Raw genomic sequence first — 24,736 nt, forward strand, 5'->3', positions numbered from 1 at the left:
GCATGAAACTCCTGTGATTAATTGAGCCGCGCCACTAATAGGGGAGTGGCCGCCACTTGGGGGAGTGGCACATGCACAGGGGGCCCGGAACGGGCCCGTGGGAGGGCAACACCACCATGCGATCACTTCGCATGCGCGTCCTGGCGGCCGTACTCGTTTTGGCGGCCGCCGGTGTGGCCGGCTGGCAGATGCTGCCGTCACAGGGAAACAAGAACAAGACGATCGTGGTCGGTACGACGGACACCATCACGTCGCTCGACCCGGCCGGCGCCTACGACGCCGGTTCCTGGGCGCTGTTCAGCAATGTCTTCCAGTCGTTGCTGACCTACGAGCCCGGCGGTACGCAGCCCGTGCCGGACGCGGCCAAGAGCTGCGCCTTCGTCGCGGGCAGCCTGCGCGTCTACCGCTGCGAGCTGCGGGACGACCTGACGTTCCCCAGCGGCCGCGAGGTGAGCGCGAAGGACGTGAAGTTCTCCTTCGACCGCATCAAGAAGATCAACTCCGATGTCGGGCCGGGGTCCTTGCTGTCCACGCTCGCCTCGGTGGAGGCCCAGGGCCGCACGGTCACCTTCCATCTGTCGTCCCCGGACGCCACGTTCCCGTTCAAGGTGGCCACCGGCGCCGGCTCCATCGTCGACGCCGAGCAGTACCCGGCCGACAAGCTGCGCGAAGGCACCGCCGCCGACGGCACCGGGCCGTACGAGCTGGCGTCGTACACCAAGGGCGGCAAGGCCGTACTGAAGCCGAACTCCCGCTACCGGGGCGCCATCAAGAGCACCGGCACGCCCATCGAGCTGCGCTACTACAAGGACCCGACGGCACTGCAGGGCGCCTGGAAGGCCAAGCAGGTCGACGTCGCCACCCGCCAGCTGCCGCCGGACGTGCTGGCCGGGCTCAACGCCAGCGACCCCGGCCAGCGCGTCTACGAGGCCGACAGCTCCGAGACCCGCAACCTGTACTTCAACACCCACAAGGGCGCCCCGCTGCACGACACGCGCGTGCGGCAGGCCGTGGCCTGGCTGGTCAACCGCGAACAGCTCGCCGGCGACGTCTACGACGGCACCGTGGAGCCGCTGTACTCGCTGATCCCGACCGGGATCATCGGCCACACCGCGTCGTTCTTCGACAGCTACCCCAAGCAGAACACCGCCAAGGCGCGGGCCCTGCTCACCCAGGCCGGCGTCAGCCTGCCGGTCCGCTTCACCTACGGCTACGGCATCGGCAGCGGCGCCGCCGAGCAGGAGGCGAAGGAGCTCAAGCGGCAACTGGAGGCGAGCGGCCTGTTCCAGGTCGACGTCAAGGGCTACGAGTGGACCGACTTCCAGAAGCACTGGGCGACCGGCAAACTCGACGCGTACGCCGTCGGCTGGGTCGCCGACTACCCCGACCCGGACACCTTCACGGGCCCGCTCGTCGGCAGCGACGCCACCATGAACACCGGCTACAGCGACAAGACGGTCGACGCCCTGATCCGCTCCTCGCAGCAGTACGCCGACCGCAGCCGCTCCGCCCAGGCCTTCCGCCACCTGCAGACCCGGATCGCCGACGACGTGCCGGTGATCCCGCTGTGGCAGAGCAAGGAGTACGTGGTCACGGACGTGGACGTCAGCGGCGGCCAGTACCTGTCCGACGGCAACGGCGTGTTCCGACTGTGGCAGTTGACGTGGATCTGAGGGGGGTCAGGCGAGGCCGGCTCTGAGGATCGCGTCGACGTCCAGGGTGACGTCGGCGCCGATGTCCGCAGGCAGCGTGACAAGCTCGCCGGGGGAGTACGGACGGTGGTTCTCGTACTCGTCCCCGGCGGGCGCGGTCAGCACGTGAAGGCGCTGGTGCTTGCGATCCACGATCAGGTAGACCGGAATCTTGGCGCTGGCGTACGCCTTCACCTTGTCCCGCAGATCGGTGCGGTAATTGCTCGACGTGACCTCCACGACCACTCGGAAGCAGACGGGGTCGTAACAGTTGTTCTCGATACAGTGGTCGCGGTAATCGGCATCGACCAGGGAGAGGTCGGGGATCGCGTAGTCCTCGGTTCCGGTCGGCAGCCAGACGCCGACGCCCGGCAGCACTCTCGACTCCGAGCCGTGCAGGCCGGCCGCGCTGAAGACCAGCGCGAGGTCCATCAGGGCCTCTCCATGGGGGCCGTCCGGTGGCGGGGTCACGACGATCTGGCCTCCGATGATCTCGACGCGATAGCCCGGATTGCGGTCCATGAGCCGGTTCGCCTGCGAGATCAGCGGACGGTCTCCGTGGGGCCGCTCGACGGATGCTGCGGACATCACGTGCCTCCTGACGGCTGGTGTCGAGAGCATCATCGTAGGCAGCCCCACCCCCACGTGTCCCCTCACGCGCTCTTCACCCACAAGTGGATCACCGTTCCGACGGCGCGCCCCCCGGCGTCGGCAGCATCTTCGTCATGCCCGGGAGGAAGTCCGTGAACAGCTCGTGGACCTCGCGCACCAGCGGGCGCAGCACGCGGAAGCGGGCCAGCGCCACGCCCCGCGCGGTGATGCGCGCGCCCCGCTCGGCGAGCCGGTAGCTGCGCTCGCGCCCCGGGGTCCGGTCGAAGATCCAGTACAGCACGAGCCCCATCTGCGCGAGCCACATCAACTCGGGCAGGGCGTCCTGCAGTTCCTCGGGCACCTTCGTCTTCCGCGCCCCGCGCAGCACCTCCCGGTGGACGCTGATCGCCTCCTCGCGCGCGTGCTCCGACTCCTGCGAGAAGGGGCTCAGCGGGCTGTCCGGGTCGGCGGCGTTCTTGAAGAACTGCACCGCGAACTCGTGGTACGGCGCCGCCACGTCCAGCCAGGTCCGCAGCACGCCCGCGAGCCGCGCCTCGAAGTCGCTCTCGCGCTCCAGCACCCCGCGGACCGCCGCCTGGTGCTCGGCGGCGATCCGGTCGTAGAAGCCCTGGATCAGGTGCTCCTTGCCGGCGAAGTAGTAGTAGGCGTTGCCGACGGAGACACCGGCCTCCTGGGCGATGGCCCGCATGGTGGTCTTGTCGTAGCCCCGCTCCTGGAACAGCCGCATCGCCGTCTCCAGGATCAGCGCACGGGTCTGCTCCGACTTCTCGGACTTCGGGGTCGCGGGGCCCTCATGCGGGCTGTCGTTCTTGGCGGGCACGACACCAGAGCCTAGTCAGTGGCGCAGGCGCCGTCGTCACAGCCGGGTGGGTTGTACGTCCAGCCCGCCCCGGGCTCGTACGACCATCCGTCGCCCCCGCGGTACGTCCGCCCGCCCCACCCCTCCTGCCGGCCCCGCCATTTCGCGGCGGCGAGCACGGCGCCCCGGGCGAGTTTCGCTCCCGCCGGGGTGCTGAGCCGGTGGGCGAGGGGGCGGTGCTCGCGCAGGGCCCACAGGACGACGATCCAGGCGGCGGTGTCCCGGTAGACCTGGCCGCCGTCGCCCACGACGGTGACCTCCTCCAGGGTGGCCCCGTGGTCGAGGCCCGGGAAGCGCCGCCGGGCCTCGTCCGACCCGGCGGGGACCAGCTCCAGCGGCACCAGCTGCTGCTGCCGCGTGAGCCAGTCCCGCAGGAACGTGCACAGGGAGCACTGGGCGTCGTACAGGACGGTGAGCCCGCGCAGTGCCGGTGCCGGTGCCTGTGCTTGTGCCTGTGCCGCTGCCGGTGTGCCGGTCACGGCGGTCACGCCCCGGTGGTCGGCGCCACCCAGCCCTGCGGCGGGACCGGCGGCAGCTGCTCGCGCTCCATCACCCCGCGGCGCCGGATCCGGTTGAGCACGTACACGTTGCCCAGGTGCATCACGCCGAGCACGAGCAGGACCACGCCGAGCTTGGTGGACAGGGCCTCGAAGATGCCGCGGGTGTCCTCGATGGTGTCGTCGCCGCTCAGGTAGAGGGCGACGAAGCCGAGGTTGACCAGGTAGAAGCCGACGACCAGGAGGTGGTTGACGGCGTCGGCGAGCTTGTCGTTGCCGTGCAGCACGTCGGCCAGGAAGACCCGCCCGTTGCGGCTGAGGGTCCGGGCCACCCAGACGGTCAGCCCGATGCTGACGACCAGGTAGATGACGTAGGCGATGACGGTGCGGTCCATGCCCCACCCCTTCTTGAACGCGTTCAAAACGCTGACAGGAAGGACTGTAGACCTGTTTTTGAACGTGTTCAACTCACCTGTTCGGGCCTCGGGCGCGGCGGCACGGAATGATCGGCCTCGGGCAGGCCCTAGCTCCGGCGGGCCAGCTCGGGCCGCTTGGTGTAGTCCGTGAACCCGATGACGTTGCCCCAGGGGTCGGCGATCTCGACGGTCCACCCGGTGGCCACCGCGAAGGGCAGCTCCAGCGGCGTGATCCCGGCCGCGACGAGCCGCAGCGCGGCGAGCCGGGCGTCGGGCACCTCCACCCACACCCGCGGCGCGGGCCACGCGGGCGACCGGTATCCCAGCGCGTCCTCCTGTCGCAGCAGCACGCCCGGTGTCTCCCCGCCGACCTTCAGCAGCGCGATCCCGGCCTCGTCCAGCCGGAACCCGACGACGAACCCGGCCCGCTCGTAGAACTCGACGGCTTCCCCGAGCGCCCCGACCGGCAACAGCACGTTGTCGAACCCGAGCAGCTCGTACGACTCTTCGTCAGACATGTCGTCAGATTAGAGCGCATCTCAGATCAAACCCGTCAAAAACGCCCTAGGGTGCCGAGTGCTTCCGCCGGCCGGCGCGGTGCCTACGGGACGCCGGGAAGCCGGACGGTGACGAGGAGACCACCGGCGGGGCGGGGGACCAGGGCGAGGGTCCCGTCGTGGGCGCGGACGACGCTGTGCACGATGGCCAGGCCGAGGCCGACGCCGGCGTGCTCGTCGGAGCGGACGCGTTCCGTCCCGCGCCGGAAGGGCTCGGTCAGCGTCGGTACCAGGTCCGCGGCGAGCCGGCGCCCCGTGTTCTCCACCCGCAGCACGCTCGCGTCCCCCTGCGTCTCGGTGTGGACCGTCACGCTGCCGCCGGCGGGGAGGTTGTGGACGACGGCGTTCTGGACGAGGTTCGTCACCATGCGCAGCAGCAGCTCCGCCGAACCGCAGGCCGGGGCCTGGCCACCCGTGACCTCGAGCGTGATCCGGCGCTGCTCGGCGAGGGGAAGCAGCGTCTCGGCGGCTTCCTCGGCGACGAGGGAGAGGTCGACCCTCTCGCGGCTGAAGTTCCCGCGCTCCCCCCGGCTGAGCAGCAGCAGGGCCTCGGTGAGGTCGATCGCCCGGGTGTTGGCGGTGTGCAGGCGTTCGATGAGTTCGTCGCGGCCCCGCGCGGGGTCCTCGCGGGCGACGTCGAGCAGTGCGCGCGAGATCGCCAGCGGGGTGCGCAGTTCGTGAGAGGCGTTCGCGGCGAACCGCCGCTGTTCGGCGACGTGGGACTCCAGTTGCCCGAGCATCGAGTCGAAGACGTCGGACAGTTCGTGGAACTCGTCGCGGCGGCCCTTCATACGGATCCGGTGGGACAGCGACCCCTTCCCGGCCCTGCGTGCCGCGTCCGAGATCTGCGCGAGCGGGGCGAGCATCCGCCCGGCGAGGAGCCATCCCCCGACGAGGCCGAACACCAGCAGGAAGGCCATCGCCACGGCCGCGGCGGGGGCGAAGGTGTGCACGAGGAGATAGCGGTTGGGCGAGATCCCGAGAAGGCCCTGCGGATTGTCGGGTACGTAACGCAGCAGGAACACCCACACCACGGCCAGCAGGAGAGCACCGGCGACCGCGAGGAACCCCGCGTAGCTGAGGGTGAGCTTCCAGCGGACGCTCAGCCCCGGGCGTCTGGGGGGCGTCTCGCCGGTCATGCCGGGCTCGCGACGCCCCCTAGGCACGCGGACCGTCCGGACGGCTGTCGCCGGGGCCGGTGTCGATGCGGTAGCCGACACCCGGCACCGTGGCGATGATCCAGGGTTCGCCGAGCCGTTTGCGCAGCGCGGAGACGGTGATGCGTACGGCGTTGGTGAGCGGGTCGGCGTTCGCGTCCCAGGCCCGCTCCAGCAGCTCTTCGGCGCTGACGACCCCGCCCTCGGCGGCGACGAGTACCTCCAGCACCGCGAACTGCTTGCGGGTGAGCGCGACATGGCGTCCATCGCGGAAGACCTCCCGGCGGAAGGGGTCGAGCCGCAGGCCCACGATCTCGCGGACCGGGGGCCGGGCGTACGCGCGCCTGCGGTCGAGCGCCCTCAGCCGCAGGACCAGCTCGCGCAGGTCGAACGGCTTGGTGAGGTAGTCGTCGGCGCCCAGTTCGAACCCGGACGCCTTGTCGTCGATCCGGTCGGCGGCGGTGAGCATCAGGATCGGCAGGCCGCTGCCGGAGGCGACGATACGCCGGGCGACCTCGTCGCCGGACGGGCCGGGGATGTCGCGGTCGAGGACCACGAGGTCGTAGGAGTTCACGCCGAGCAGCTCCAGGGCCGAGTCGCCGTCACCGGCGATGTCGGCGGCGATCGCCTCCAGCCGCAGACCGTCACGGACGGCTTCGGCCAGGTGGGGCTCGTCCTCCACGATCAGTACGCGCATGTCCGAAGCGTAGGCAGGCCGCCATATCGCCGGTGTATGTGAGACGTGGGCCCACCGGAGACGCGGCTCAGCCCGTGGGCGCCGGCGCGGGGCGAGAGCGGTCCGCGGGCGCCTGCGCGCCGGTGTGCCACCAGCGGCGCGACGCCAGCGCGGCCAGCACCGCACCGGCGGTGTTGACCAGCACGTCGTCCACGGAGGACACCCGGTCCAGCCGCAGCACGTACTGCGCGGTCTCGACCAGGGCCGAGCAGCCCGCCCCGAGCGCCAGGACCCGCGGCACCGACGCCAGCGCCGCGAACCGCACCGGGGCGAAGAAGCCCAGGAACGCCAGGCCGAGCAGATTGCCGACGATACCGAGCGCCCCCATCGTGACCAGGTCCCGCAGCGGCACCAGGCTCACCCGGGCGGGCGCGACCCCGGCCGCGCCGCCCGGCATCATCGTCAGCCACAGGAACGGCAGCGTCCCGTGGACCAGCCCCACCTCGGCCAGCGACGTCCGCCACGCCCGGCTGGCGCCGGCGGCTCGCCGACGGCGCGCCAGAACCCACACCACCAGCGCGGACAGCGGCACCGCGGCCAGCGTCATCAGCACCACGCCGTTGAAGGTGTCGAAGCAGCCGTGCCATCGCCCGGCCACGCACATCGGAGCGGACATCATGAGCGGCCGCCGTACGACGAACACGGCTCCCGCCAGGGCGAGGACCGCCAGGCCGAGGAGCACGGTGCGGAGCGCACGGCGGGGCGGTGCGGGCAGGGGTGCGTGCTGGCTCATGCCCCCATTGCAGACGGAGGGCTGTTGCGGCGCCGTATGCGCTTTTCGATACGCCCGCGATACACGCCGGCGCCCGCGCTACCCGCCCGCGCCCGGGCCGCACGCCGCGTCCGCGGTGCACGCCGACGGCCCGAACGCGCGGAGGGCCCCGCTTCCCGGTGATGTCACCGGGAAGCGGGGCCCTCTCCGGGCTGCGTGAAGCTCAGAAGCGGCGCGTGATGAGCGCGCGCTTCACTTCCTGGATCGCCTTCGTGACCTCGATGCCGCGCGGGCAGGCGTCCGTGCAGTTGAACGTCGTGCGGCAGCGCCAGACGCCGTCCTTGTCGTTCAGGATCTCCAGGCGCTGCTCGCCGGCCTCGTCACGCGAGTCGAAGATGAAGCGGTGCGCGTTGACGATGGCCGCCGGGCCGAAGTACTGGCCGTCGTTCCAGAAGACCGGGCAGGACGACGTGCACGCGGCGCACAGGATGCACTTGGTGGTGTCGTCGAAGCGCTCGCGGTCCTCGGCGGACTGCAGACGCTCACGCGTCGGCTCGTTGGTGTCCTTCGTGATCAGGAAGGGCATCACGTCCCGGTACGCCTGGAAGAACGGCTCCATGTCGACCACGAGGTCCTTCAGGACCGTCAGGCCCTTGATGGGCTCGACCGTGATCGGCTTCTCCGGGTTGATGTCCTTGATCAGCGTCTTGCACGCCAGACGGTTCTTGCCGTTGATCCGCATCGCGTCCGAGCCGCAGATGCCGTGGGCGCAGGAGCGGCGGAAGGTCAGCGTGCCGTCCAGGTCCCACTTGATCTTGTGGAGGCCGTCGAGGACGCGCTCCTTCGGGTCGATCTCCAGCTGGAAGTCTTCCCAGGTCGCCTCGGCCGAGACCTCCGGGTTGAACCGGCGGACCCGGAAGGTGACCGTGATGTACGGGGAGGCCGCGGACTCCGCCTCGACCTTGTCCAGAACAGGGGTAGCCATCAGTACTTACGCTCCATCGGCTGGTAGCGGGTCTGGACGACCGGCTTGTAGTCGAGACGGATGGACTCGGTCCCGTCGGCGCCGACCTCGCGGTACGCCATGGTGTGGCGCATGAAGTTGACGTCGTCGCGGTTCGGGTAGTCCTCGCGGTAGTGACCACCGCGGGACTCCTTGCGGGCCAGCGCGGACACGGCCATGACCTCGGCCAGGTCGAGCAGGTTGCCCAGCTCGATGGCCTCCAGCAGGTCCGTGTTGAACCGCTTGCCCTTGTCCTGGATCGCCACGTTCTTGTACCGCTCACGCAGCTCGGCGATCTTCTCGACGGCCGTCTTGATCGTCTGCTCGGTGCGGAAGACCATGACGTTGGCGTCCATGGTCTCCTGCAGCTCGCGCCGCAGCTCCGCCACCCGCTCGGTGCCCGTGGAGGTGCGCAGACGCTCGATCTGCTCCACGACGAGGGACTCCGGGTTCTCCGGCAGCTCGACGTGGTCCGCCTTCTGGGCGTACTCGGCGGCGGCGATGCCCGCGCGCTTGCCGAAGACGTTGATGTCCAGCAGCGAGTTGGTGCCCAGGCGGTTGGCGCCGTGGACGGACACGCAGGCCACCTCGCCGGCGGCGTACAGGCCGGGGACGACGGTGGTGTTGTCCGCGAGGACCTCACCCTCGACGTTCGTCGGGATGCCGCCCATGGCGTAGTGCGCGGTCGGCTGGATCGGGATCGGGTCCGTGTACGGCTCGATACCGAGGTAGGTCCGCGCGAACTCCGTGATATCGGGCAGCTTCGCGTCCAGCTGCTCCGGCGGGAGGTGGGTGAGGTCGAGGTAGACGTGGTCGCCCTCGGGACCGCAGCCGCGGCCCTCACGGATCTCCGTGTAGATGGAGCGGGACACGACGTCACGGGACGCCAGGTCCTTCATGACGGGAGCGTACTTCTCCATGAAGCGCTCGCCGTCCTTGTTGCGCAGGATGCCGCCCTCACCGCGGGCGCCCTCGGTGAGCAGGATGCCCATGCGCCAGATGCCGGTCGGGTGGAACTGGAAGAACTCCATGTCCTCCAGCGGGATGCCCCGGCGGTACACCGCGGCCTGGCCGTCGCCGGTCAGGGTGTGCGCGTTGGACGTCACCTTGAAGAACTTGCCGCAGCCGCCGGAGGCGTAGATCACGGCCTTCGCCTGGAAGATGTGGATCTCACCGGTGGCCAGCTCGTACGCCACGACACCGGCCGAGCGCTTGACGCCGTCGACCTCGGTGATCAGCTGGTCCAGGACGTAGAACTCGTTGAAGAACTCCACGCCCTCCTTGACGCAGTTCTGGTACAGCGTCTGGAGGATCATGTGGCCGGTGCGGTCGGCCGCGTAGCAGGAGCGGCGGACCGGCGCCTCGCCGTGGTTGCGCGAGTGACCGCCGAAGCGGCGCTGGTCGATGGTGCCGTTCGGGGTCCGGTTGAACGGCAGGCCCATCTTCTCCAGGTCGAGGACGGAGTCGATGGCCTCCTTCGCCAGGATCTCGGCGGCGTCTTGGTCGACCAGGTAGTCACCGCCCTTGACCGTGTCGAAGGTGTGCCACTCCCAGTTGTCCTCCTCCACGTTCGCCAGCGCGGCGGCCATGCCGCCCTGCGCGGCGCCCGTGTGGGAGCGGGTCGGGTAGAGCTTCGTCAGGACGGCCGTGCGGCTGCGCTTGGTCGCCTCGATGGCGGCCCGCATACCGGCGCCACCGGCGCCGACGATGACGGTGTCGTACTTGTGGATCTTCATGATTCTCGCAGCCCCGTGCCTAGCGGATGTTCGGGTCGAAGGTGAAGATCACCAGCGTGCCCAGCAGGATGGTGAACACCGTGGCGGTGTAGAGCAGGCCCTTGAGCCACAGGCGGGTGTTCGCGCGCTCCGCGTAGTCGTTGATGACCGTGCGCAGGCCGTTCGCACCGTGCAGCATCGCCAGCCACAGCATCAGCAGGTCCCAGACCTGCCAGAACGGCGAGGCCCAGCGGCCGGCCACGAAGGCGAAGCCGATCTTGGACACGCCGCCGTCCAGCACGAGCTGGATCAGCAGGTGGCCGAGGACCAGCACGACGAGCACGACGCCGGACAGGCGCATGAACAGCCAGGCCGCCATCTCGAAGTTGCCCCGGGTCGACTTCGGGGTCTTCTTGGTGCGCTTGCGCGGGGCCTCGATGAAGGGCGCCGGGTTGTCGACGGAGTAGACGGCTCCGCCTTCGACCGGGCCGATACCGGCAGCGTTGGTTTCAGTGGTGGACATGCGCGTCAGCTCCCGAACAGAACACGAGCGGCGTGGCCGAGGACGGGGTAGATCGCCCCGATCATCAGCACGACCCAGATGCCCACGACGGTCCAGAGCATCTGCTTCTGGTAGCGCGGGCCCTTGGACCAGAAGTCGACGGCGATGACGCGGAGGCCGTTGAGCGCGTGGAAGAGGATGGCCGCGACGAGGCCGTACTCAAGGCAGGCGACGATCGGCGTCTTGTAGGTGGAGACGACCTTGTCGTAGTCCTCGGGGGAGACACGGACGAGGGCGGTGTCCAGCACGTGAACGAACAGGAAGAAGAAAATGAGGACGCCGGTGACTCGGTGAGCCACCCAGGACCACATTCCTTCCCGGCCGCGGTACAGCGTTCCAGCCGGCACGGAAATTTCCTCCGGGAGCGGGGGTTGGGGCCGCGCCGGCTTCGGTGTCGGTCGGGCCCGGCCGGGTACGGTCCACCGGCCCCCAGCATCGTAGCGATGCGCCGGCGCTGGGCCTCGCCGGGGTCCCTCGGTGTGATCAAACTGGCACGTAAAGAGGTACGGGTGGACTAGTGCGGCCGGTGGGGCGGGTGGTTTGTGCCTGTTTGCCGGGGGTGGGGCGTCAGTGGTTGCTCGCGCAGTTCCCCGCGCCCCTCAGTTGCGAGGCCAGACGTTCCTTCGCCAGACGGCGGAGTTCCTCGGCCGCCACCACCCGTTCCTCCTCGGGATCGTTCGCCAAACGTGACCGGATCGCTTCCAGGACGTAGTCGAGGGCCTCGCGGGGCGCGACCTCGCCCAGGCAGATGACGAACGCGTGTCCGAATTTGGCCTCGTAGGCCGCGTTCGCCGCGGTCAGTGCCGTGTGGGCGGCCTCGTAGGTGTCGTCGGGCAGCGGAGGCAGGGTCTCCGCGGTCAGGGCCTCCGCCAGGTCGGTGGGCGCGAGGTCGTAGGCGGCCTCGTCGGACGCGGCCAGCAGGGCGTCCAGGGTGGGATACGGGCGGTGGTCGGCGATGCGGCGCGCCCAGCGCAGGCTGCGCAGGCAGCACAGCAGGGCGCGTACGGCCTGGTCGGCGGGCGCGTCGTTGAAGTCCCCCAGACCGGCCGGCGGCCGCGGGACGCGCGGCTGCTCGGGCAGTGCCGGTATGGCGACTCGGCCGGGGAGACGGGGAAGACGGTGCGCGGGCAGCGTGAGTCCTCGGCGTCGGTGATGTGTGGGTCGGCAGGGGATCATGTGAGAGATGTGACACCACGTTATCGAGAGTGGTCACGGTGTGTCCGACGGATGCCCGGATTTCACCCGCACGGGAGAGTTTCCGAAGGCGCGGTGGACACCCCGGGGGACGTCGAGGACGCGGAGGGTGCCGCACACAGGGCCGCCCGGGGGCCGGAAGCCGGGCACACGGTCTGCTCGCGGACGCTGACCGCCGTCCCCGCTGTCCTCGTCGCCGCCCGATCCGCTGCCCGATCCACCGCTTGATCCGCCGCCCGATTCGCTGGCCGAAAATATCTTCTTCGCCCTCCTCGACCGGCTCCGTGTGGTACCCCTGTGACACTGCGCGGGCGTCGCACGCAGTAAGGGAAAGTGCGGGCTCCGTAAGGGATGGCGCCCCGTCGAGGGAGGCGTGGATGAGCCTGGTGGATCTCATCTCGCAGGCTGACGAACGCGGGCTGGCCGCGAGCGGACTGGCTTGTTTGGATCGGTGCCTGCCCCTGCTGGGCGGCGACGACGAGGCGTTGCGGCCCCTGTGGGGCAATCTCGCCGACGACGCCGGCGGCGCCTGGGGCGACCTGCTCGACGCGGCGCGCGGCAGGCTCGCGGTGTCCGCCGCCGGTGCCGGTGACGAGGCGACCCTGCTGGCCCAGCGGATGCTCGCCGCCGCGCCCGACGAGCGGTTCGCACCGCAGGTCCGCGTGTGGGCGGACGCCTGCTCGGTCGCGTCGCTCCAGATCCACCGGCTGCTCGACCCGGCCGAGGACACCTCCGGCGTCGACGCGCGCCGCCAGGGCCGCACCGACGGCATCTCCCCGCTGGTCGCCGCCGAACTGCGCCGCCAGGTCACCGTCCTCGAAGTCCTCGCCGAACACGGCGCGTCCGGTCTGCGCCGGGCCCTGGACGTCTCCACCGAGGGCCGCCGGGTGCTGCGCGCGGTGGTCTCGCGCCGGTCCCGCGGACGGGCCTGAACCCCGTGACCGCCCGGTGAAACCCGCCGCCGTGCGCGGGTCCTGTGACTGTCGTGCGGGGGCGCTGGGGCGGACTCGCACCGGTTCGCCGGACACCCCCGAAACCCCGTGACACCGCACCGGCCCGGCGCGCTCTTGGGTACGTGACGACTGTTCCCTCCCAGTACACGACCTGGCACCAGCGGACGCCCGGGCAGGACGGCAGACCGCAGGCCGCCGCCAAACCCGCGCGGTGGGCGGCCGACGTGGTGGCCACCATGCGCGAGGGCGCCCGCCTCCACCTCGACTACTCGGCGCAGAGCCTGTGGCGCGTCGACCGGATGATCGAGGAGATACGGCGGGAGGGCGCCCCCGAAGCCGCCGTGGCGACCGTGCTGCGCGGATTCGGCGCCTACGCCGGCGAGGTGATCGTCCGCCGGACCGGCGCCGAATGGTGGGCGAGCGGCGGCGACCACTGGGTGCGTACCCCCGACGGCAAGCTGTGGGACCCGGTGGACGAGGCCCACCGCGCCTACGCCGGCCACGGCTCGCTGCGCCTGCTGTGCCGGGACGCGACGGCGCCCGACTGACACCGCTCGGCCTGCGGGTCGTGGACTTCATCGTCGACGGGCTGCGCAAGGGCGGTGCCGAGCAGGAGCGGGTGGCGGGCGCGCTGTTCGGGCTCGGTGCGTACGGCGGTGAGGTCCTCGTACGCCGGGCGGGCGCCGCCTGGGTGGACCTCGACGTCGGCCAGCGCCCCTGCTTCGGGCAGGAGGTCGGGGTGCGGATGCCCGACGGCCGGGTCTGGAACCCGCTCGGCAGGGTCCTCAACCGCTTCATGGAGGGCGCCCCCGAGGACTCGCTGCAGACCTTCTACCTCGCCCTGCACGGCAGGACCCGGCGGACGGCCGCCTGACGTGCTGTGACACTTCTGTGAGCCGCGACGCTGATGACCGTGGAGGCGTGGACGACGAACGAGGGCGGACTTGGGCCAGGGAGCTGAGTCCCGGCGTGCGCAGGCGTACGACGGGGAGCTGGGTGCGGCGGTCGCACGGGCCCAGGGCGGTGACGAGGCCGCTTTCGCCGTCGCGTACCGGATCGTGCAGCCCGGTCTGCTCGGCTATCTGCGCGGCCTGGTGGGGGAGGACGCCGAGGACGTGGCCTCCGACGCCTGGCTGGAGATAGCGCGCGACCTCGGGCGGTTCAAGGGCGACGGCGCGGGCTTTCGCGGCTGGACGGCCACCATCGCCCGGCACCGGGCGCTGGACCATCTGCGCCGCCGGCGCTCCCGGCCCCGACCGGCGGCGCTGGACGCGGAGCTGCTGGAACTGCCCGGGCCGCACAGCACGCACGACCAGGCGCTGGAGTCGCTCTCCACCGAGGAGACGCTCGCCCTCGTACGCGGACTGCCCCGCGACCAGGCCGAGGCGGTGCTGCTGCGGGTGGTCGTCGGGCTCGACGGCCCCGCGACGGCACGGGTCCTCGGCAAGCGCCCGGGCGCGGTCCGCACCGCCGCACACCGGGGGCTGCGGCGGCTCGCCCGTCAGCTCGGCGCGGCGGCCCCGGCGGGCGAAGGTGTGACGGATGAGGCTTCCCGGACGCTGGGGGAGTCGAAATGAACGGTGGCGGCGGCAGACCGTACACCCCACAGCACGGGCCCGGCCGAGCGGACCGGCCGGAAAGGGACGGACACGGACATGGGTGACACGCACAGGGGCGGCGAGCCGCACACTCGCCGGCACGTCCACCCTGGCGCGCCCGCGTCCGCCACCCACGCCCCCGACGAGGTCCCGGCGCCGGCCGGTGGCCACGTCCCGCCCGGCTCCCCGCCGCCGTCCGGGGGGTACGCGGCCCGCGGTGACCACCTCGCCCTGGAGGACCTGCTGGCCGCCGCGATCCTGAGCGCTGACGTCGACCCGGACGCCGAGCAGCGGGCGGTGGCAGCCTTCCGTGCCGCCCGGGACGCGGGCGCCCACCGCGCCGGTACCCGGCGGCGCGACGACTGGCGGCCCCGCGCGCGGCGCCCCCGGCGCTCGCTGAAGGCCGCGCTGTCCGTGCTGGCGGCGAGCCTCACCCTCGGGGGTGTCGCCTTCGCGGCGATCGGCACCCCCGGTTCCTCCTCCGGCGGTTCCGACGGCCCGGACGGCGACCGCCCCGGCTCCCGGCCCGTCACCAGCGCTCCCGGCCGTACGGCGGACACGGCCACCGGTACGGCGCCCGGCACCTCCGCCGCCCCGTCCCGCACCGGGCCGGCGGACCGCCCCGACCGGCCCGGGACGGCCAAGGACACCGAGGCCCACTGCCGCGCCTGGGAGCGGGTCCGCGGCGACGGCAAGGCACTCGACGCCACCGCCTGGCAGCGGCTGGTCTCGGCCGCGGGCGGCGCGGACCGGGTCGAGGCGTACTGCGCCGAGCAGCTCGCGCACCGGGGCGCGAGCCCTGCCGCCCACCCCAGCACGGCGGGGCGGCCCGCCCAGCCGGGCCACGGCACCGGACACGACGGCCGGCCGGACTCCCACGGGACGCAGCCGCACGGCGGGACCGGGAAGACGCAGGAAGCGAAGAAATAAGCCACCCGGGACGCGGGCGGATGCCGCTGTCACCGGTGTGCCGTGCCGCCAAGGCAACGGCCGGGGCCGCCACCCCCCACAGGAGAGGCCCCGGCCGTCGCGCGGCACGGGCCGCGCGGCGGCCCGTACTTCCTACAGCGCCGAGCGTGCGTTTTCTGTCACACCCCGTCGGCATCCGTGCGCGTCACGAGATGGTTGCATCCCGGACCGACGTGGACGGGCAGTGGTTTAAGGCCGTAACGTGCCTTTCGCGCCGGACCGCGGGGGGCCCGGACCACCGCGACCACCTGCGGTCTTGAACCGCGACCATCAATCGAGGAACCAGGGTGCTGGGGGACGACGCGGAGCTGACAGCCGCGGTGCGTGCGGCGCAGGGCGGGGACGAGACCGCGTTCCGGACCGTGTACCGCACCGTGCATCCGCGACTGCTCGGATACGTCAGGACGCTGGTCGGCGACTTCGAAGCGGAAGACGTCGCCTCCGAGGCGTGGCTCCAGATCGCGCGTGATCTGGAGCGGTTCGAGGGGGACGCCGACCGCTTCCGCGGCTGGGCCGCGCGGATCGCGCGCAACCGGGCGCTGGACCACATACGCATGCGCGGCCGCCGCCCCGCGGTCGGCGGCGACGAGACCGAGCTGACCGGCCGCCCCGCCGAGTCCGACACCGCGGGTGAGGCCATGGAGGCGCTGGCCACCGACCACACCCTCTCGCTCATCGCCCGGCTGCCCCAGGACCAGGCGGAGGCCGTCGTGCTCCGCGTGGTCGTCGGCCTCGACGCCAAGACCGCGGCCCAGACCCTCGGCAAACGGCCGGGCGCCGTGCGCACCGCAGCGCACCGCGGTCTGAAGAAGCTCGCCGAGCTGCTCGGAGAGCGCCCGGACGGTGATCCGGAATCGGCCGGCGGGCTCGACGCGCTGCCGCCGCAGAGAGAACCGCGCGCCCGCGCGGTGACGTCCGCCGGTGTGACGCAACGATGGGCGCGGACGCAGAAGGACATGTGATGGCCGACGAGCAGTACAGGTGGCTGGACCGCGAGACGGCGGAGCGTCTGCTGCGCGGAGAGCCGCTGGACGCCGTCCCCGCCGACGCCCGTGAGGAGGCCGAACGGCTGGCCCGGGCCCTGGGCGAGCTGTCCGCCGTACCGGAGAAGACCGGCACCGGACTCGCCGGTGAGGACGCTGCCCTGGCCGCTTTCCGGGTGGCGCGCACCGCGCACGCCGGCGGCGCCCACGCCTCGGACAACGGTGTCGTCCGCATCGGTGCCGGGCGGCCGGCCGGCCGCCGCTCCCGCTGGGGCCGCCCGCTGCGGCTGGCGCTGTGCGCCGTCGTGGCCGCCGGGACGGTCGGCGGTGTCGCGGTCGCGGCCGGGACCGGGGTGCTCCCGGCGTTCGGCGGTGCCGAGCCCGGCCCCCGTGTCTCGGTGTCGGCCGACGCCACCCCCGAGCGTCCGCCGGGTCCCTCGTCGCCGGACGGGACGGGGACGGCCTCCACCGGCGGCACCGCCGGCTCCGGCACCGGGCGGGACGGCGACCGTGAGGCCGCGGGCGACCCCGACTCCGCCGGCGGCCGTGGCGCCGACGCCCTGCGGCGCCGTATCACCGAGGCGTGCCAGGACCTGCGGGGCGGCCACGACCTCGACGGCGACCGCCGGCGCGCTCTGGAGACGGCGGCGGGCGGCGCCCCGCGCGTGGGCGCGTACTGCAAGAACGTCCTCGCCGCTCCCGCCGCGGGCGCCGGCCAGGACGGGACGAACAGGTCGCAGGGCGGCGGTGTCCGCGGCGCCACCGGCGCGGGCAAGGACACGTCCGGCAAGGGCGGCGGCAAGGGCGGCGGGAAGGGCGCCGGGAACGGCGGCGGCAACGCCGCGTCGGGCGGCACCGGCAAGGCGGGCGAGGGCGGCAAGGGCACCGGGGGGCAGAAGGGCGGCCAGAACGGCGGCCAGGGCGGCGGTCAGGGTGGAGACCAGCGCGGCGGCGCGGGCGGTGGCAACGGTGGCGGCAAGGGCGGCGGCAAGGGCGGTGACGACGACGGCCACGGCAGATCCGGCGGTCACGGTCACGGCCACGGCCCGCCGGGCGGCCACGGCCACGGCCACGGCGGCTCGAAAGGCTCCGGTGGCCCGAAGGGTTCCGCCGGCTCCAAGGGCTCCGGTGTCCCGAAGGACTCGGGCGCCTCGAAGGGCTCCGGCGGCTCCGGCGCAGGTCACCACCCCGCGCCGCACGGCCGGGGCAGCCAGGTGACCACCCCGGCGCACACCCTCTGACCTGCGGTGATGTAACTCGCGGAAAAATTTTCGGGCAGGGTGTGACGTTTTCCGCCGCGGCGACGCAGTAATGAGTGAGCCGACTGGTCATCGGCCGTCGCACTGAGCCGGGGTTCCCCCCGTACCTACGGCTCGTGCACCTGGCGCGGGCGGGGCACGTTCCCCCGGTCCCGCCCGCGCCCGTCTCCCTCCCCCCGGTCTCCCGTCGTCACCAGTACACGACGACCTTGTCGCCGGTGCGGACCTGCGCGAAGAGCGCCGCGATCGCCGTCTCGTCCCGGACGTTCACACAGCCGTGCGAACCGCCGGCGTAGCCCCGGGCGGCGAAGTCGTAGGAGTAGTGCACCGCCTGGCCGCCGCTGAAGAACATCGCGTACGGCATCGGCGAGTCGTACAGCGTCGACACGTGGTGCCGGGACTTCCAGTACACGTGGAAGACGCCCTCCCGGGTCGGCGTGTACTGCGAGCCGAAGCGGACCGACATCGTCGACACCGTCCGCCCGTCGATCATCCAGCGCAGGGTGCGGCTGGACTTGCTGACGCACAGCACCCGCCCGGTCAGGCAGCGCGGGTCCGGCGCCGCGGCCGGCTGACCGCCCATCAGATACAGCTCCCACTTGCCGGGTTCACGCGTCATCCCCAGCAGCCGCTGCCAGGTCACCGTGTCGAGGCGGCCGGTGCGCGGCAGGCCGCGTTTGCCCTGGAACCCCTTGACGGCCTGCTCGGTGAGGTCGTCGTAGCTGCCGGTCGGGCCGTCGAACAGCCATGCCACCTGGCGCAGCCGGGCCTGGAGTTCGCGCACCTGCCGGCCGCTGTCCCCGGGGCCGAGCAGCACCCGCGGCGCGGCACTCGGCTTGCCGTCGGAGGAACCGGAGGAACCGGAGGAGCCGGTGTCCGGGGAGCCGCCGGAGTCGCCGGAGTCGCCGGAGTCGCCGGACGAGGGTGCCGACGGCCCACGCGACGGCGAGGACGTGCCCGGCAGGTCGACGTGGACCGGGGACCGCCCCCCGCCGCCCGTGCCCTGCACCGTGCAGCCGCCGAGCGTCACCACCGCCACCGCGGCAGCCCCCGCGCCGGCCGATCTGATCATGCCCCTGATACGCATCGCGGACCCCCGCCGTCTCACCGCTGAAGGGTTGGTGTCCTTCAGATGCTTTCCAGGCGTGACGGCTCGCGAACGGCGCGGCATCGTTGTGAGCAAGGTCCCAGCGTGGGGCACTCCACCGGGCGCACGGCCGTCGCTACAGTCCGTGGCGAGGGTTGGTTTCTACTGGCGAGTAACAGATGTAGTGCGGAGGCACACCATGGCACGCGAGTCGGAGTCCGGACTGCCCATCGAGCCGGTGTACGGGCCAGGGGCGCTGGCGGGCTGGGACCCGGCCGAGAAGCTGGGCGAGCCGGGCTCGTACCCCTTCACTCGCGGTGTGTATCCGTCGATGTACACCGGGCGGCCGTGGACGATGCGCCAGTACGCCGGCTTCGGCACGGCGGTGGAGTCCAACGCCCGGTACAAGCAGCTGATCGCCAACGGCACCATGGGCCTGTCCGTCGCCTTCGACCTGCCCACCCAGATGGGCCACGACTCCGACGCCCCGATCGCGCACGGCGAGGTCGGCAAGGTGGGCGTGGCGATCGACTCGGTCGACGACATGCGGGTGCTGTTCGACGGCATCCCGCTGGACAAGGTCTCCACGTCGATGACGATCAACGCGCCCGCCTCCCTCCTGCTGCTGCTCTACCAACTGGTCGCCGAGGAGCAGGGCGTCAGCGCCGACAAGCTGACCGGCACCATCCAGAACGACGTGCTGAAGGAGTACATCGCGCGCGGGACGTACATCTTCCCGCCCAAGCCGTCGCTGCGGCTGATCGCCGACATCTTCAAGTACTGCAAGGCCGAGATCCCGAAGTGGAACACGATCTCGATCTCCGGCTACCACATGGCCGAGGCCGGCGCGTCCCCCGCGCAGGAGATCGCCTTCACCCTCGCCGACGGCATCGAGTACGTGCGCACCGCCGTCGCGGCCGGCATGGACGTCGACGACTTCGCGCCCCGCCTGTCCTTCTTCTTCGTCGCCCGTACGACGATCCTGGAGGAGGTCGCCAAGTTCCGTGCCGCGCGCCGGATCTGGGCGCGGGTGATGAAGGACGAGTTCGGGGCGAAGAACCCGAAGTCGATGATGCTGCGCTTCCACACGCAGACGGCGGGTGTGCAGCTCACCGCGCAGCAGCCGGAGGTGAACCTGGTCCGCGTGGCCGTCCAGGGCCTCGCCGCGGTCCTCGGCGGCACGCAGTCGCTGCACACGAACTCCTTCGACGAGGCGATCGCCCTCCCCACCGACAAGTCCGCCCGCCTCGCCCTGCGCACCCAGCAGGTCCTCGCCTACGAGACCGACGTCACCGCGACGGTCGACCCCTTCGCCGGGTCCTACGTCATCGAGAAGATGACCGACGAGGTCGAGGCGGCGGCGCTGGAGCTGATGGGCAAGGTCGAGGACCTCGGCGGCGCGGTCAACGCGATCGAGCACGGCTTCCAGAAGAGCGAGATCGAGCGCAACGCCTACCGCATCGCCCAGGAGACCGACAACGGCGAGCGGACCGTGGTCGGCGTCAACCGCTTCCAGCTCGACGAGGAGGAGCCCTACGAGCCGCTGCGCGTGGACCCGGCGATCGAGGCCCAGCAGGCGGAGCGCCTGGCGAAGCTGCGCGCCGAGCGCGACCAGGCGGCGGTGGACTCGGCTCTCGCGGCCCTGAAGAAGGCGGCGGAGGGCGAGGACAACGTCCTCTACCCGATGAAGGACGCCCTGCGCGCCCGCGCCACGGTCGGCGAGGTCTGCAACGCGCTGCGCGAGGTGTGGGGCACGTACGTGCCGTCGGACGCGTTCTGACCGGTGCCGCGCACGCGGTGACCGAAACCACGATGAGGAGTGTCGTACCCCCGTGCGACACTCCCTTCCATGTTCGGCGTCATCGACCTCCCCACCTATCTGGCCGGCCTCGTCCTGATCGTGCTGCTGCCCGGCCCCAACTCGCTCTACGTCCTGTCCGTCGCCGCCCGCAAGGGCATCCGCACCGGGTACAAGGCGGCGGCCGGGGTGTTCACCGGTGACACGGTCCTGATGACGCTGGCGGCGCTCGGCGCGGCCTCCGTGCTGACCACGACCCCGCTGCTGTTCCTGGTGGTGAAGTACGCCGGTGCCGGATACCTCGCGTGGATGGCGTACGGCATGCTGCGCTCGGCCCGCGCGATGTGGAAGGCGCGCGGCGAGCAGCCGGCGCCGGCCGGCCCGGCGTCCGCCGAGGAGACGGCCGCCGACGAGCGGCCCTACCGCCGCGCCCTGGTGGTCTCGCTGCTGAACCCGAAGGCGATCCTGTTCCTGATCTCCTTCTTCGTGCAGTTCGTCGACCCGCACTACGCCTACCCGGCGCTGTCCTTCGTCGTCCTCGGCGCCCTGCTGCAGACGGCGAGCTTCCTCTACCTGTCGCTGCTGATATTCGGCGGCACCCGCCTGGCCGACGCCTTCCGCCGCCGCAAGCGCCTGGCGGCCGGGGCCACGTCGGCGGCGGGCGCCCTGTTCCTCGGGTTCGCGGTGAAGCTGTCCCTGGCCTAGGGGCTGTCCGCCGGACGGTTCAGCAGCGCCCTCAGCTTCGGGGTGAAGCGCTCCTCCACCAGCTTGTTCATCAGCCAGGCCAGCACCAGCATGACCGCCACGGTCAGCAGGAACGTTCCGTAGGACGGGATGCCGAGGCCGCGGTGGAGGGCCTGGATCACCGGCCAGCCCAGGTGCTCGTGGACCAGGTAGAACGGGTAGGTCAGGGCGCCCGCGACCGTCAGCCAGCGCCAGTTCGCCCAGTCCAGCAGGCCCAGCGCGATCGCGGCGACGGCGAGGAAGCCGAGCGTGACGATCAGGATGACGCCGTAGGCGCTGCGGTAGGAGAACATGTCCGGCGTCGCCGGGTGCCACAGGCTGCGCACGGCGACCTGCTGGCCGATCAGCCAGTTGACCGCGGTGATGCCCCAGGCGTAGGCGTCACGGCGGTCGCGGTGCACCAGGTACAGGCCCATGCCGCCGATGAAGAACGGCGCGTAGTCCGGCATCACCACCGCGTCCAGCACCGGCTGGTTCAGGCCGCCCGCGATCGCCGCCGCCAGCGTCCAGCAGGCGCAGAACAGGATCACGCGGCGCCGGGTGGCTCCCGGCAGCACGATGCACAGCGCGAACAGGGCGTAGAAGCGGACCTCCGCCCACAGCGTCCAGCACACCCCGAGCACCCGGTGGGCGCCGAGCGGCATCTGGAGCATGGTGAAGTTGACCAGCGTCTCGCTCGCCGACACCGTCTTGTACGTCAGCACCGGCAGCGCCATCACGGCCGTCACCAGCACGATCGCCACCCAGTACGCGGGCAGCAGCCGGGAGGCGCGGGAGGCGAAGAACGAGCGCAGGGGCCGGCCCCAGCCGCTCATGCAGATCACGAACCCGCTGATGACGAAGAAGATCTGCACGCCCAGGCAGCCGTAGGCGAACAGGGTGTGCAGGGTCGGGAACTGCAAGCGCGGGGAGCTGCCCCAGGCCTTGGTGACCTCGCCGCCCCGGCCGCCGTAGTGGTAGGCCGCCACCATCAGCGCGGCGACCAGGCGCAGCCCGTCCAGGGCGCGCAGCCGCACCGGCCGGCGCTTGACCGGGGGCTGCGCGATCGTGGTGCGCACCGCCGGGCCGGCCGCGGCGCTCCCCAGGGTGTCCGCGGGCGTGTCGATCACAGGGACCTCTCATCGAAGCTCGTCAACTCAACCGGACGCTAACGGGGCCCACCGGCCGCCTCGAGCCCTCGCGGCGACCTTTCGCCCGGCCGTCCGCGAGAGTTCATTCAGGCGTCGCCCCGGCGGATCACCCGGCGCCGCAGTGTCCGTGCGCGCCGCGCCATCCGGCGCACCGTCGCGTTGCGCGGGATGAACGCCAGCTGCGCCGGGACCCCGCCGGGCAGGCCCAGCGAGGTCAGGCGGCGGCGCTTGAAGTACCGCCGGGTGTGGGCGTCCAGCCGGCGGCTCAGATACCGCTCGGCGGCCGGCCGCAGCCCGGGGTGGATCTTCGACTGCATGGCATAGCCGACCGCCCGCAGCAGCTCGGTGAGGGCGTCCACGTCCAGGCCCCGGCGCTGCTCGCGCACGGCGCCGCCGTCCGCCAGGTCGGGCAGCAGCGCGTCGACGATGGTGACCGGGACCCGGTTGCTGTTCTCGTACGGCGTGAGCCGCTCCAGCAGCAGTCCGGTGCCGGTGCGCGCGACCGGCAGGCCGTACAGCGCCGACGCGGTCAGCAGCGCGGTGGAGAAGCAGCCGACGACGAGCGCCGGGCACATCCGCTGGTACACCACCTCGGCCAGTACGGGCGTGTCCAGCACGGTCAGTTCGGCACCGAGCCGCTGCGCCTCCTGCTCCAGCGCCCGCGACCAGCGGGCCGGGGCCGAGGGGTGCGGCTTGAACACCACACGCGTGTGGCCGAGGGCCACCACCCCGCGCAGCATCCGCACATGGAGGTCTTCCTCCTCCTCGCCGGTGAGGATGTCCAGCGCGGACAGGTACTGGCCGAGCAGCAGCGCCGCCCCCTCGACCGCCGGGAACTCCTCGCCGGTGGAGCCGAGTTCGCCGAGCACCTTCAGGAAGGCGTCCGTCGGCACGATCTCGGGCGCGACCCCGAACTCGGTGAGCAGCAGCGGCGCGAGGCCCGGCACCAGGTCCAGGTGCAGCACGCGCCGCACCCGCGTCCCCACCAGCGGGTCGATCTTGAAGCGGGTCGGGCCGTAGGACATCAGCCCGTCCGCGTACACGTCGACGGGCGCGCCGCCGAAGACCTGGCAGATCGCCAGCGCCGGAGAGACCTGGATGGACTCCACCGCCAGTTCGATCCGGTCGTCGCCCAGGTCCCACAGCATCCGCAGATAGCGCTCCCACAGGATCTGGTCGTCCGGACGCGGGGCCCAGCCCCCGGGGTGGAAGGGGGAGATGGCCTCGTTCCACGACAGCACGCCGTCGAAGCGGTCCCGCAGGTGCGCGAAGGCGGGCGAGGCGTCGAAGGGCTCGCTCAGCTCCGGTGTCGTGCCGTTGTTGCTGACCAGCAGCAGCCGCCGGTCCGCGGGGCCGAAACAGTCGGCGTCGAGCGCGGCGGCCAGCGTGGCGGCGCCGTACAGGGTCGAGGCGCAGAAGATCTGCGTCGTGCGGCGGGCGCTCATGCCGCGGCCTCCGAGGCCGTCGAGGGCCTGCGGCGCAGTCGGCGCAGCTGGGTGGCGCGGTCGAGGTCCATGGAGTCCAGGGTGTCGTCGAGCAGGTCCTGCGGCATCCGGCGCAGGGCGGCGGCGCTCAGGGAACGGAGTCTGCGGGCCACCGGCGCCTCGAACTTGTCGATGGTGGCCAGGTGGTGGCTGATGATGGCGCAGTAGGTGCGCACGGCCTTCGGCAGGAAGAGGTCCGCGTCCGGGTCCTCGGCGGTCTCCAGCAGCACCCGGTCGAAGGAGCGGATGAAGTCCAGCTGCCGGGTGTCGCCGATCTGTGTCAGCGAGGACGCGACGCCCCGCCGGTAGAAGATGCCGAACACGCTCGGCACCGCGAAGGACTTCGCCTTGCGGTGCAGCCGCCAGATCCACGGCCGGTCCTCGGCGGTGCGCAGATCCTCGGGGAAGTGCAGCAGCCCCTCGTCGACCAGCCGCCGGTGGTAGGCGCCGGCCCAGGAGTACGGGTAGTCCACCGGGGTGGAGCGCTCCGCCGGAAGGATCACCGCGCGCGGGTCGACGACGGTGTCACGCGGCCCGAACGGCACCCGGTACAGAGTGCGCTCACTTCCGGTGAACCGCACGTGGTCGGTGCGGACGAAATCGCAGCCCAACGTCTCGATGGAATCGACCAATTGAGCGAAATAACCGGGAGCGGCATAGTCGTCTCCGTCCATGAACGTCAGATACTCGCCACGGGCCGCGTCGATTCCGGTGTTACGTGCGGCGGACACCCCTTTCTCGGTACGTCGGATCAGCACCGCGCCGGGAAGTTCACGCTCGGCGCGTTCGAGGATTTCCTTCGTACCGTCCGTCGAACAGTCGTCGATCAGGATGAACTCGAAGTCCTCCCGGGCGTTGGCGCGCAGGGACCGCACGGCGGCCGGGGCGTATTGCTGCACGTTGTAGAAGGGCACGATGACGGAGAGCTTGACCACGCGGATGACGTTAGGGCGCGGTTCCGGCCCGCGTCTTTGCCGTCGGTTTGCCGAGGGGTGAACGACGCGTGGCGGAGTCGTGAAT

The 24,736-nt window shown here is 71.7% G+C and carries 27 protein-coding genes; 10 read left to right on the plus strand and 17 right to left on the minus strand.

Annotated elements, in window-relative coordinates:
- Window positions 1-116 precede the first annotated feature (116 nt).
- Entirely contained in the window at window positions 117-1,673 is a 1,557-nt protein-coding gene (locus AB0E88_RS20715; RefSeq protein WP_361632341.1) for an ABC transporter substrate-binding protein, read from the plus strand.
- 6 nt (window positions 1,674-1,679) lie between these two features.
- Here AB0E88_RS20715 and AB0E88_RS20720 read toward each other — a convergent pair whose 3' ends face one another.
- The 13 genes from AB0E88_RS20720 to AB0E88_RS20780 form a co-directional block, all read right to left on the minus strand.
- Entirely contained in the window at window positions 1,680-2,279 is a 600-nt protein-coding gene (locus AB0E88_RS20720) for a Uma2 family endonuclease (RefSeq protein WP_361632343.1), read from the minus strand.
- A gap of 91 nt (window positions 2,280-2,370) precedes the next feature.
- Complete coding sequence (locus tag AB0E88_RS20725) at window positions 2,371-3,123, minus strand: TetR family transcriptional regulator (protein ID WP_361632345.1); 753 nt, start codon at window positions 3,121-3,123, stop codon at window positions 2,371-2,373.
- Between the two features lie 11 nt (window positions 3,124-3,134).
- Window positions 3,135-3,641: a DCC1-like thiol-disulfide oxidoreductase family protein gene (locus AB0E88_RS20730; protein ID WP_361632409.1), complete on the minus strand. Its 507-nt coding sequence runs from the start codon at window positions 3,639-3,641 to the stop codon at window positions 3,135-3,137.
- A gap of 5 nt (window positions 3,642-3,646) precedes the next feature.
- Window positions 3,647-4,054 (minus strand): hypothetical protein, encoded by a 408-nt coding sequence (locus tag AB0E88_RS20735; RefSeq protein WP_361632347.1) that lies wholly within the window; start codon window positions 4,052-4,054, stop codon window positions 3,647-3,649.
- Window positions 4,055-4,182: 128 nt separating this feature from the next.
- On the minus strand, window positions 4,183-4,593 hold the full coding sequence (locus AB0E88_RS20740; protein WP_361632349.1) for a VOC family protein: 411 nt from the start codon (window positions 4,591-4,593) through the stop codon (window positions 4,183-4,185).
- An 83-nt stretch (window positions 4,594-4,676) separates the two neighbouring features.
- Window positions 4,677-5,771 (minus strand): HAMP domain-containing sensor histidine kinase, encoded by a 1,095-nt coding sequence (locus AB0E88_RS20745; RefSeq protein WP_361632351.1) that lies wholly within the window; start codon window positions 5,769-5,771, stop codon window positions 4,677-4,679.
- Between the two features lie 19 nt (window positions 5,772-5,790).
- Complete coding sequence (locus AB0E88_RS20750; RefSeq protein ID WP_361632353.1) at window positions 5,791-6,486, minus strand: response regulator transcription factor; 696 nt, start codon at window positions 6,484-6,486, stop codon at window positions 5,791-5,793.
- Window positions 6,487-6,553: 67 nt separating this feature from the next.
- Window positions 6,554-7,258 carry a VanZ family protein gene (locus tag AB0E88_RS20755; protein WP_361632355.1) on the minus strand — a complete coding sequence of 235 codons (705 nt, stop codon included), beginning with the start codon at window positions 7,256-7,258 and terminating at the stop codon, window positions 6,554-6,556.
- Between the two features lie 202 nt (window positions 7,259-7,460).
- A complete protein-coding gene (locus tag AB0E88_RS20760; protein ID WP_361632357.1) occupies window positions 7,461-8,222 on the minus strand; it encodes a succinate dehydrogenase iron-sulfur subunit in 762 nt (253 codons plus the stop codon).
- Window positions 8,222-9,976: a succinate dehydrogenase flavoprotein subunit gene (sdhA, locus tag AB0E88_RS20765; protein ID WP_361632359.1), complete on the minus strand. Its 1,755-nt coding sequence runs from the start codon at window positions 9,974-9,976 to the stop codon at window positions 8,222-8,224. Before sdhA ends, AB0E88_RS20760 begins: the two co-directional genes overlap by 1 nt.
- 19 nt (window positions 9,977-9,995) lie before the next feature.
- The gene (locus AB0E88_RS20770) at window positions 9,996-10,478 is read right to left on the minus strand and encodes a succinate dehydrogenase hydrophobic membrane anchor subunit (protein ID WP_361632361.1); all 483 of its coding nucleotides are present in this window, start codon (window positions 10,476-10,478) and stop codon (window positions 9,996-9,998) included.
- A 5-nt stretch (window positions 10,479-10,483) separates the two neighbouring features.
- A complete protein-coding gene (gene sdhC / locus AB0E88_RS20775) occupies window positions 10,484-10,864 on the minus strand; it encodes a succinate dehydrogenase, cytochrome b556 subunit (RefSeq protein WP_361632363.1) in 381 nt (126 codons plus the stop codon).
- 220 nt (window positions 10,865-11,084) lie between these two features.
- A complete protein-coding gene (locus AB0E88_RS20780; RefSeq protein ID WP_361632365.1) occupies window positions 11,085-11,693 on the minus strand; it encodes a 2-oxo-4-hydroxy-4-carboxy-5-ureidoimidazoline decarboxylase in 609 nt (202 codons plus the stop codon).
- 395 nt (window positions 11,694-12,088) lie between these two features.
- Here AB0E88_RS20780 and AB0E88_RS20785 point away from each other — a divergent pair, with 395 nt between their 5' ends.
- The 7 genes from AB0E88_RS20785 (at window position 12,089) to AB0E88_RS20815 (ending at window position 17,455) form a co-directional block, all read left to right on the plus strand.
- Window positions 12,089-12,643 carry a hypothetical protein gene (locus AB0E88_RS20785; protein ID WP_361632367.1) on the plus strand — a complete coding sequence of 185 codons (555 nt, stop codon included), beginning with the start codon at window positions 12,089-12,091 and terminating at the stop codon, window positions 12,641-12,643.
- A gap of 143 nt (window positions 12,644-12,786) precedes the next feature.
- A complete protein-coding gene (locus AB0E88_RS20790) occupies window positions 12,787-13,212 on the plus strand; it encodes a hypothetical protein (RefSeq protein ID WP_361632369.1) in 426 nt (141 codons plus the stop codon).
- A complete protein-coding gene (locus AB0E88_RS20795; RefSeq protein ID WP_361632371.1) occupies window positions 13,185-13,538 on the plus strand; it encodes a hypothetical protein in 354 nt (117 codons plus the stop codon). The genes AB0E88_RS20790 and AB0E88_RS20795 overlap by 28 nt, the downstream gene beginning before the upstream one ends.
- 70 nt (window positions 13,539-13,608) lie before the next feature.
- Window positions 13,609-14,241: an RNA polymerase sigma factor gene (locus tag AB0E88_RS20800; protein ID WP_361632373.1), complete on the plus strand. Its 633-nt coding sequence runs from the start codon at window positions 13,609-13,611 to the stop codon at window positions 14,239-14,241.
- A 78-nt stretch (window positions 14,242-14,319) separates the two neighbouring features.
- A complete protein-coding gene (locus tag AB0E88_RS20805) occupies window positions 14,320-15,192 on the plus strand; it encodes a hypothetical protein (protein ID WP_361632375.1) in 873 nt (290 codons plus the stop codon).
- Between the two features lie 326 nt (window positions 15,193-15,518).
- A complete protein-coding gene (locus tag AB0E88_RS20810; protein WP_361632377.1) occupies window positions 15,519-16,193 on the plus strand; it encodes an RNA polymerase sigma factor in 675 nt (224 codons plus the stop codon).
- A complete protein-coding gene (locus tag AB0E88_RS20815) occupies window positions 16,193-17,455 on the plus strand; it encodes a hypothetical protein (RefSeq protein ID WP_361632379.1) in 1,263 nt (420 codons plus the stop codon). The genes AB0E88_RS20810 and AB0E88_RS20815 overlap by 1 nt, the downstream gene beginning before the upstream one ends.
- A 208-nt stretch (window positions 17,456-17,663) precedes the next feature.
- On the opposite strand, the gene AB0E88_RS20820 is transcribed toward AB0E88_RS20815, so the two are convergent.
- Complete coding sequence (locus tag AB0E88_RS20820) at window positions 17,664-18,560, minus strand: L,D-transpeptidase family protein (RefSeq protein ID WP_361632381.1); 897 nt, start codon at window positions 18,558-18,560, stop codon at window positions 17,664-17,666.
- Window positions 18,561-18,759: 199 nt separating this feature from the next.
- Here AB0E88_RS20820 and AB0E88_RS20825 point away from each other — a divergent pair, with 199 nt between their 5' ends.
- On the plus strand, window positions 18,760-20,340 hold the full coding sequence (locus AB0E88_RS20825; protein ID WP_361632383.1) for a methylmalonyl-CoA mutase family protein: 1,581 nt from the start codon (window positions 18,760-18,762) through the stop codon (window positions 20,338-20,340).
- 69 nt (window positions 20,341-20,409) lie between these two features.
- Window positions 20,410-21,063, plus strand: coding sequence for a leucine efflux protein LeuE (leuE, locus tag AB0E88_RS20830; RefSeq protein ID WP_361632385.1), 654 nt, complete (start codon window positions 20,410-20,412; stop codon window positions 21,061-21,063).
- On the opposite strand, the gene AB0E88_RS20835 is transcribed toward leuE, so the two are convergent.
- From AB0E88_RS20835 to AB0E88_RS20845, 3 genes are all read right to left on the minus strand, one after another.
- A complete protein-coding gene (locus tag AB0E88_RS20835; protein WP_361632411.1) occupies window positions 21,060-22,160 on the minus strand; it encodes an acyltransferase in 1,101 nt (366 codons plus the stop codon). The two genes, leuE and AB0E88_RS20835, sit on opposite strands and share 4 nt — an antisense overlap.
- A gap of 158 nt (window positions 22,161-22,318) precedes the next feature.
- Window positions 22,319-23,677: a polysialyltransferase family glycosyltransferase gene (locus AB0E88_RS20840; RefSeq protein ID WP_361632387.1), complete on the minus strand. Its 1,359-nt coding sequence runs from the start codon at window positions 23,675-23,677 to the stop codon at window positions 22,319-22,321.
- Window positions 23,674-24,651, minus strand: a complete 978-nt coding sequence (locus tag AB0E88_RS20845) for a glycosyltransferase family 2 protein (RefSeq protein WP_361632389.1) — start codon at window positions 24,649-24,651, stop codon at window positions 23,674-23,676. Before AB0E88_RS20845 ends, AB0E88_RS20840 begins: the two co-directional genes overlap by 4 nt.
- Between the last annotated feature and the right edge of the window lie 85 nt (window positions 24,652-24,736).

This window comes from Streptomyces sp. NPDC028635, assembly GCF_040637635.1.
Lineage (GTDB): Bacteria > Actinomycetota > Actinomycetes > Streptomycetales > Streptomycetaceae > Streptomyces.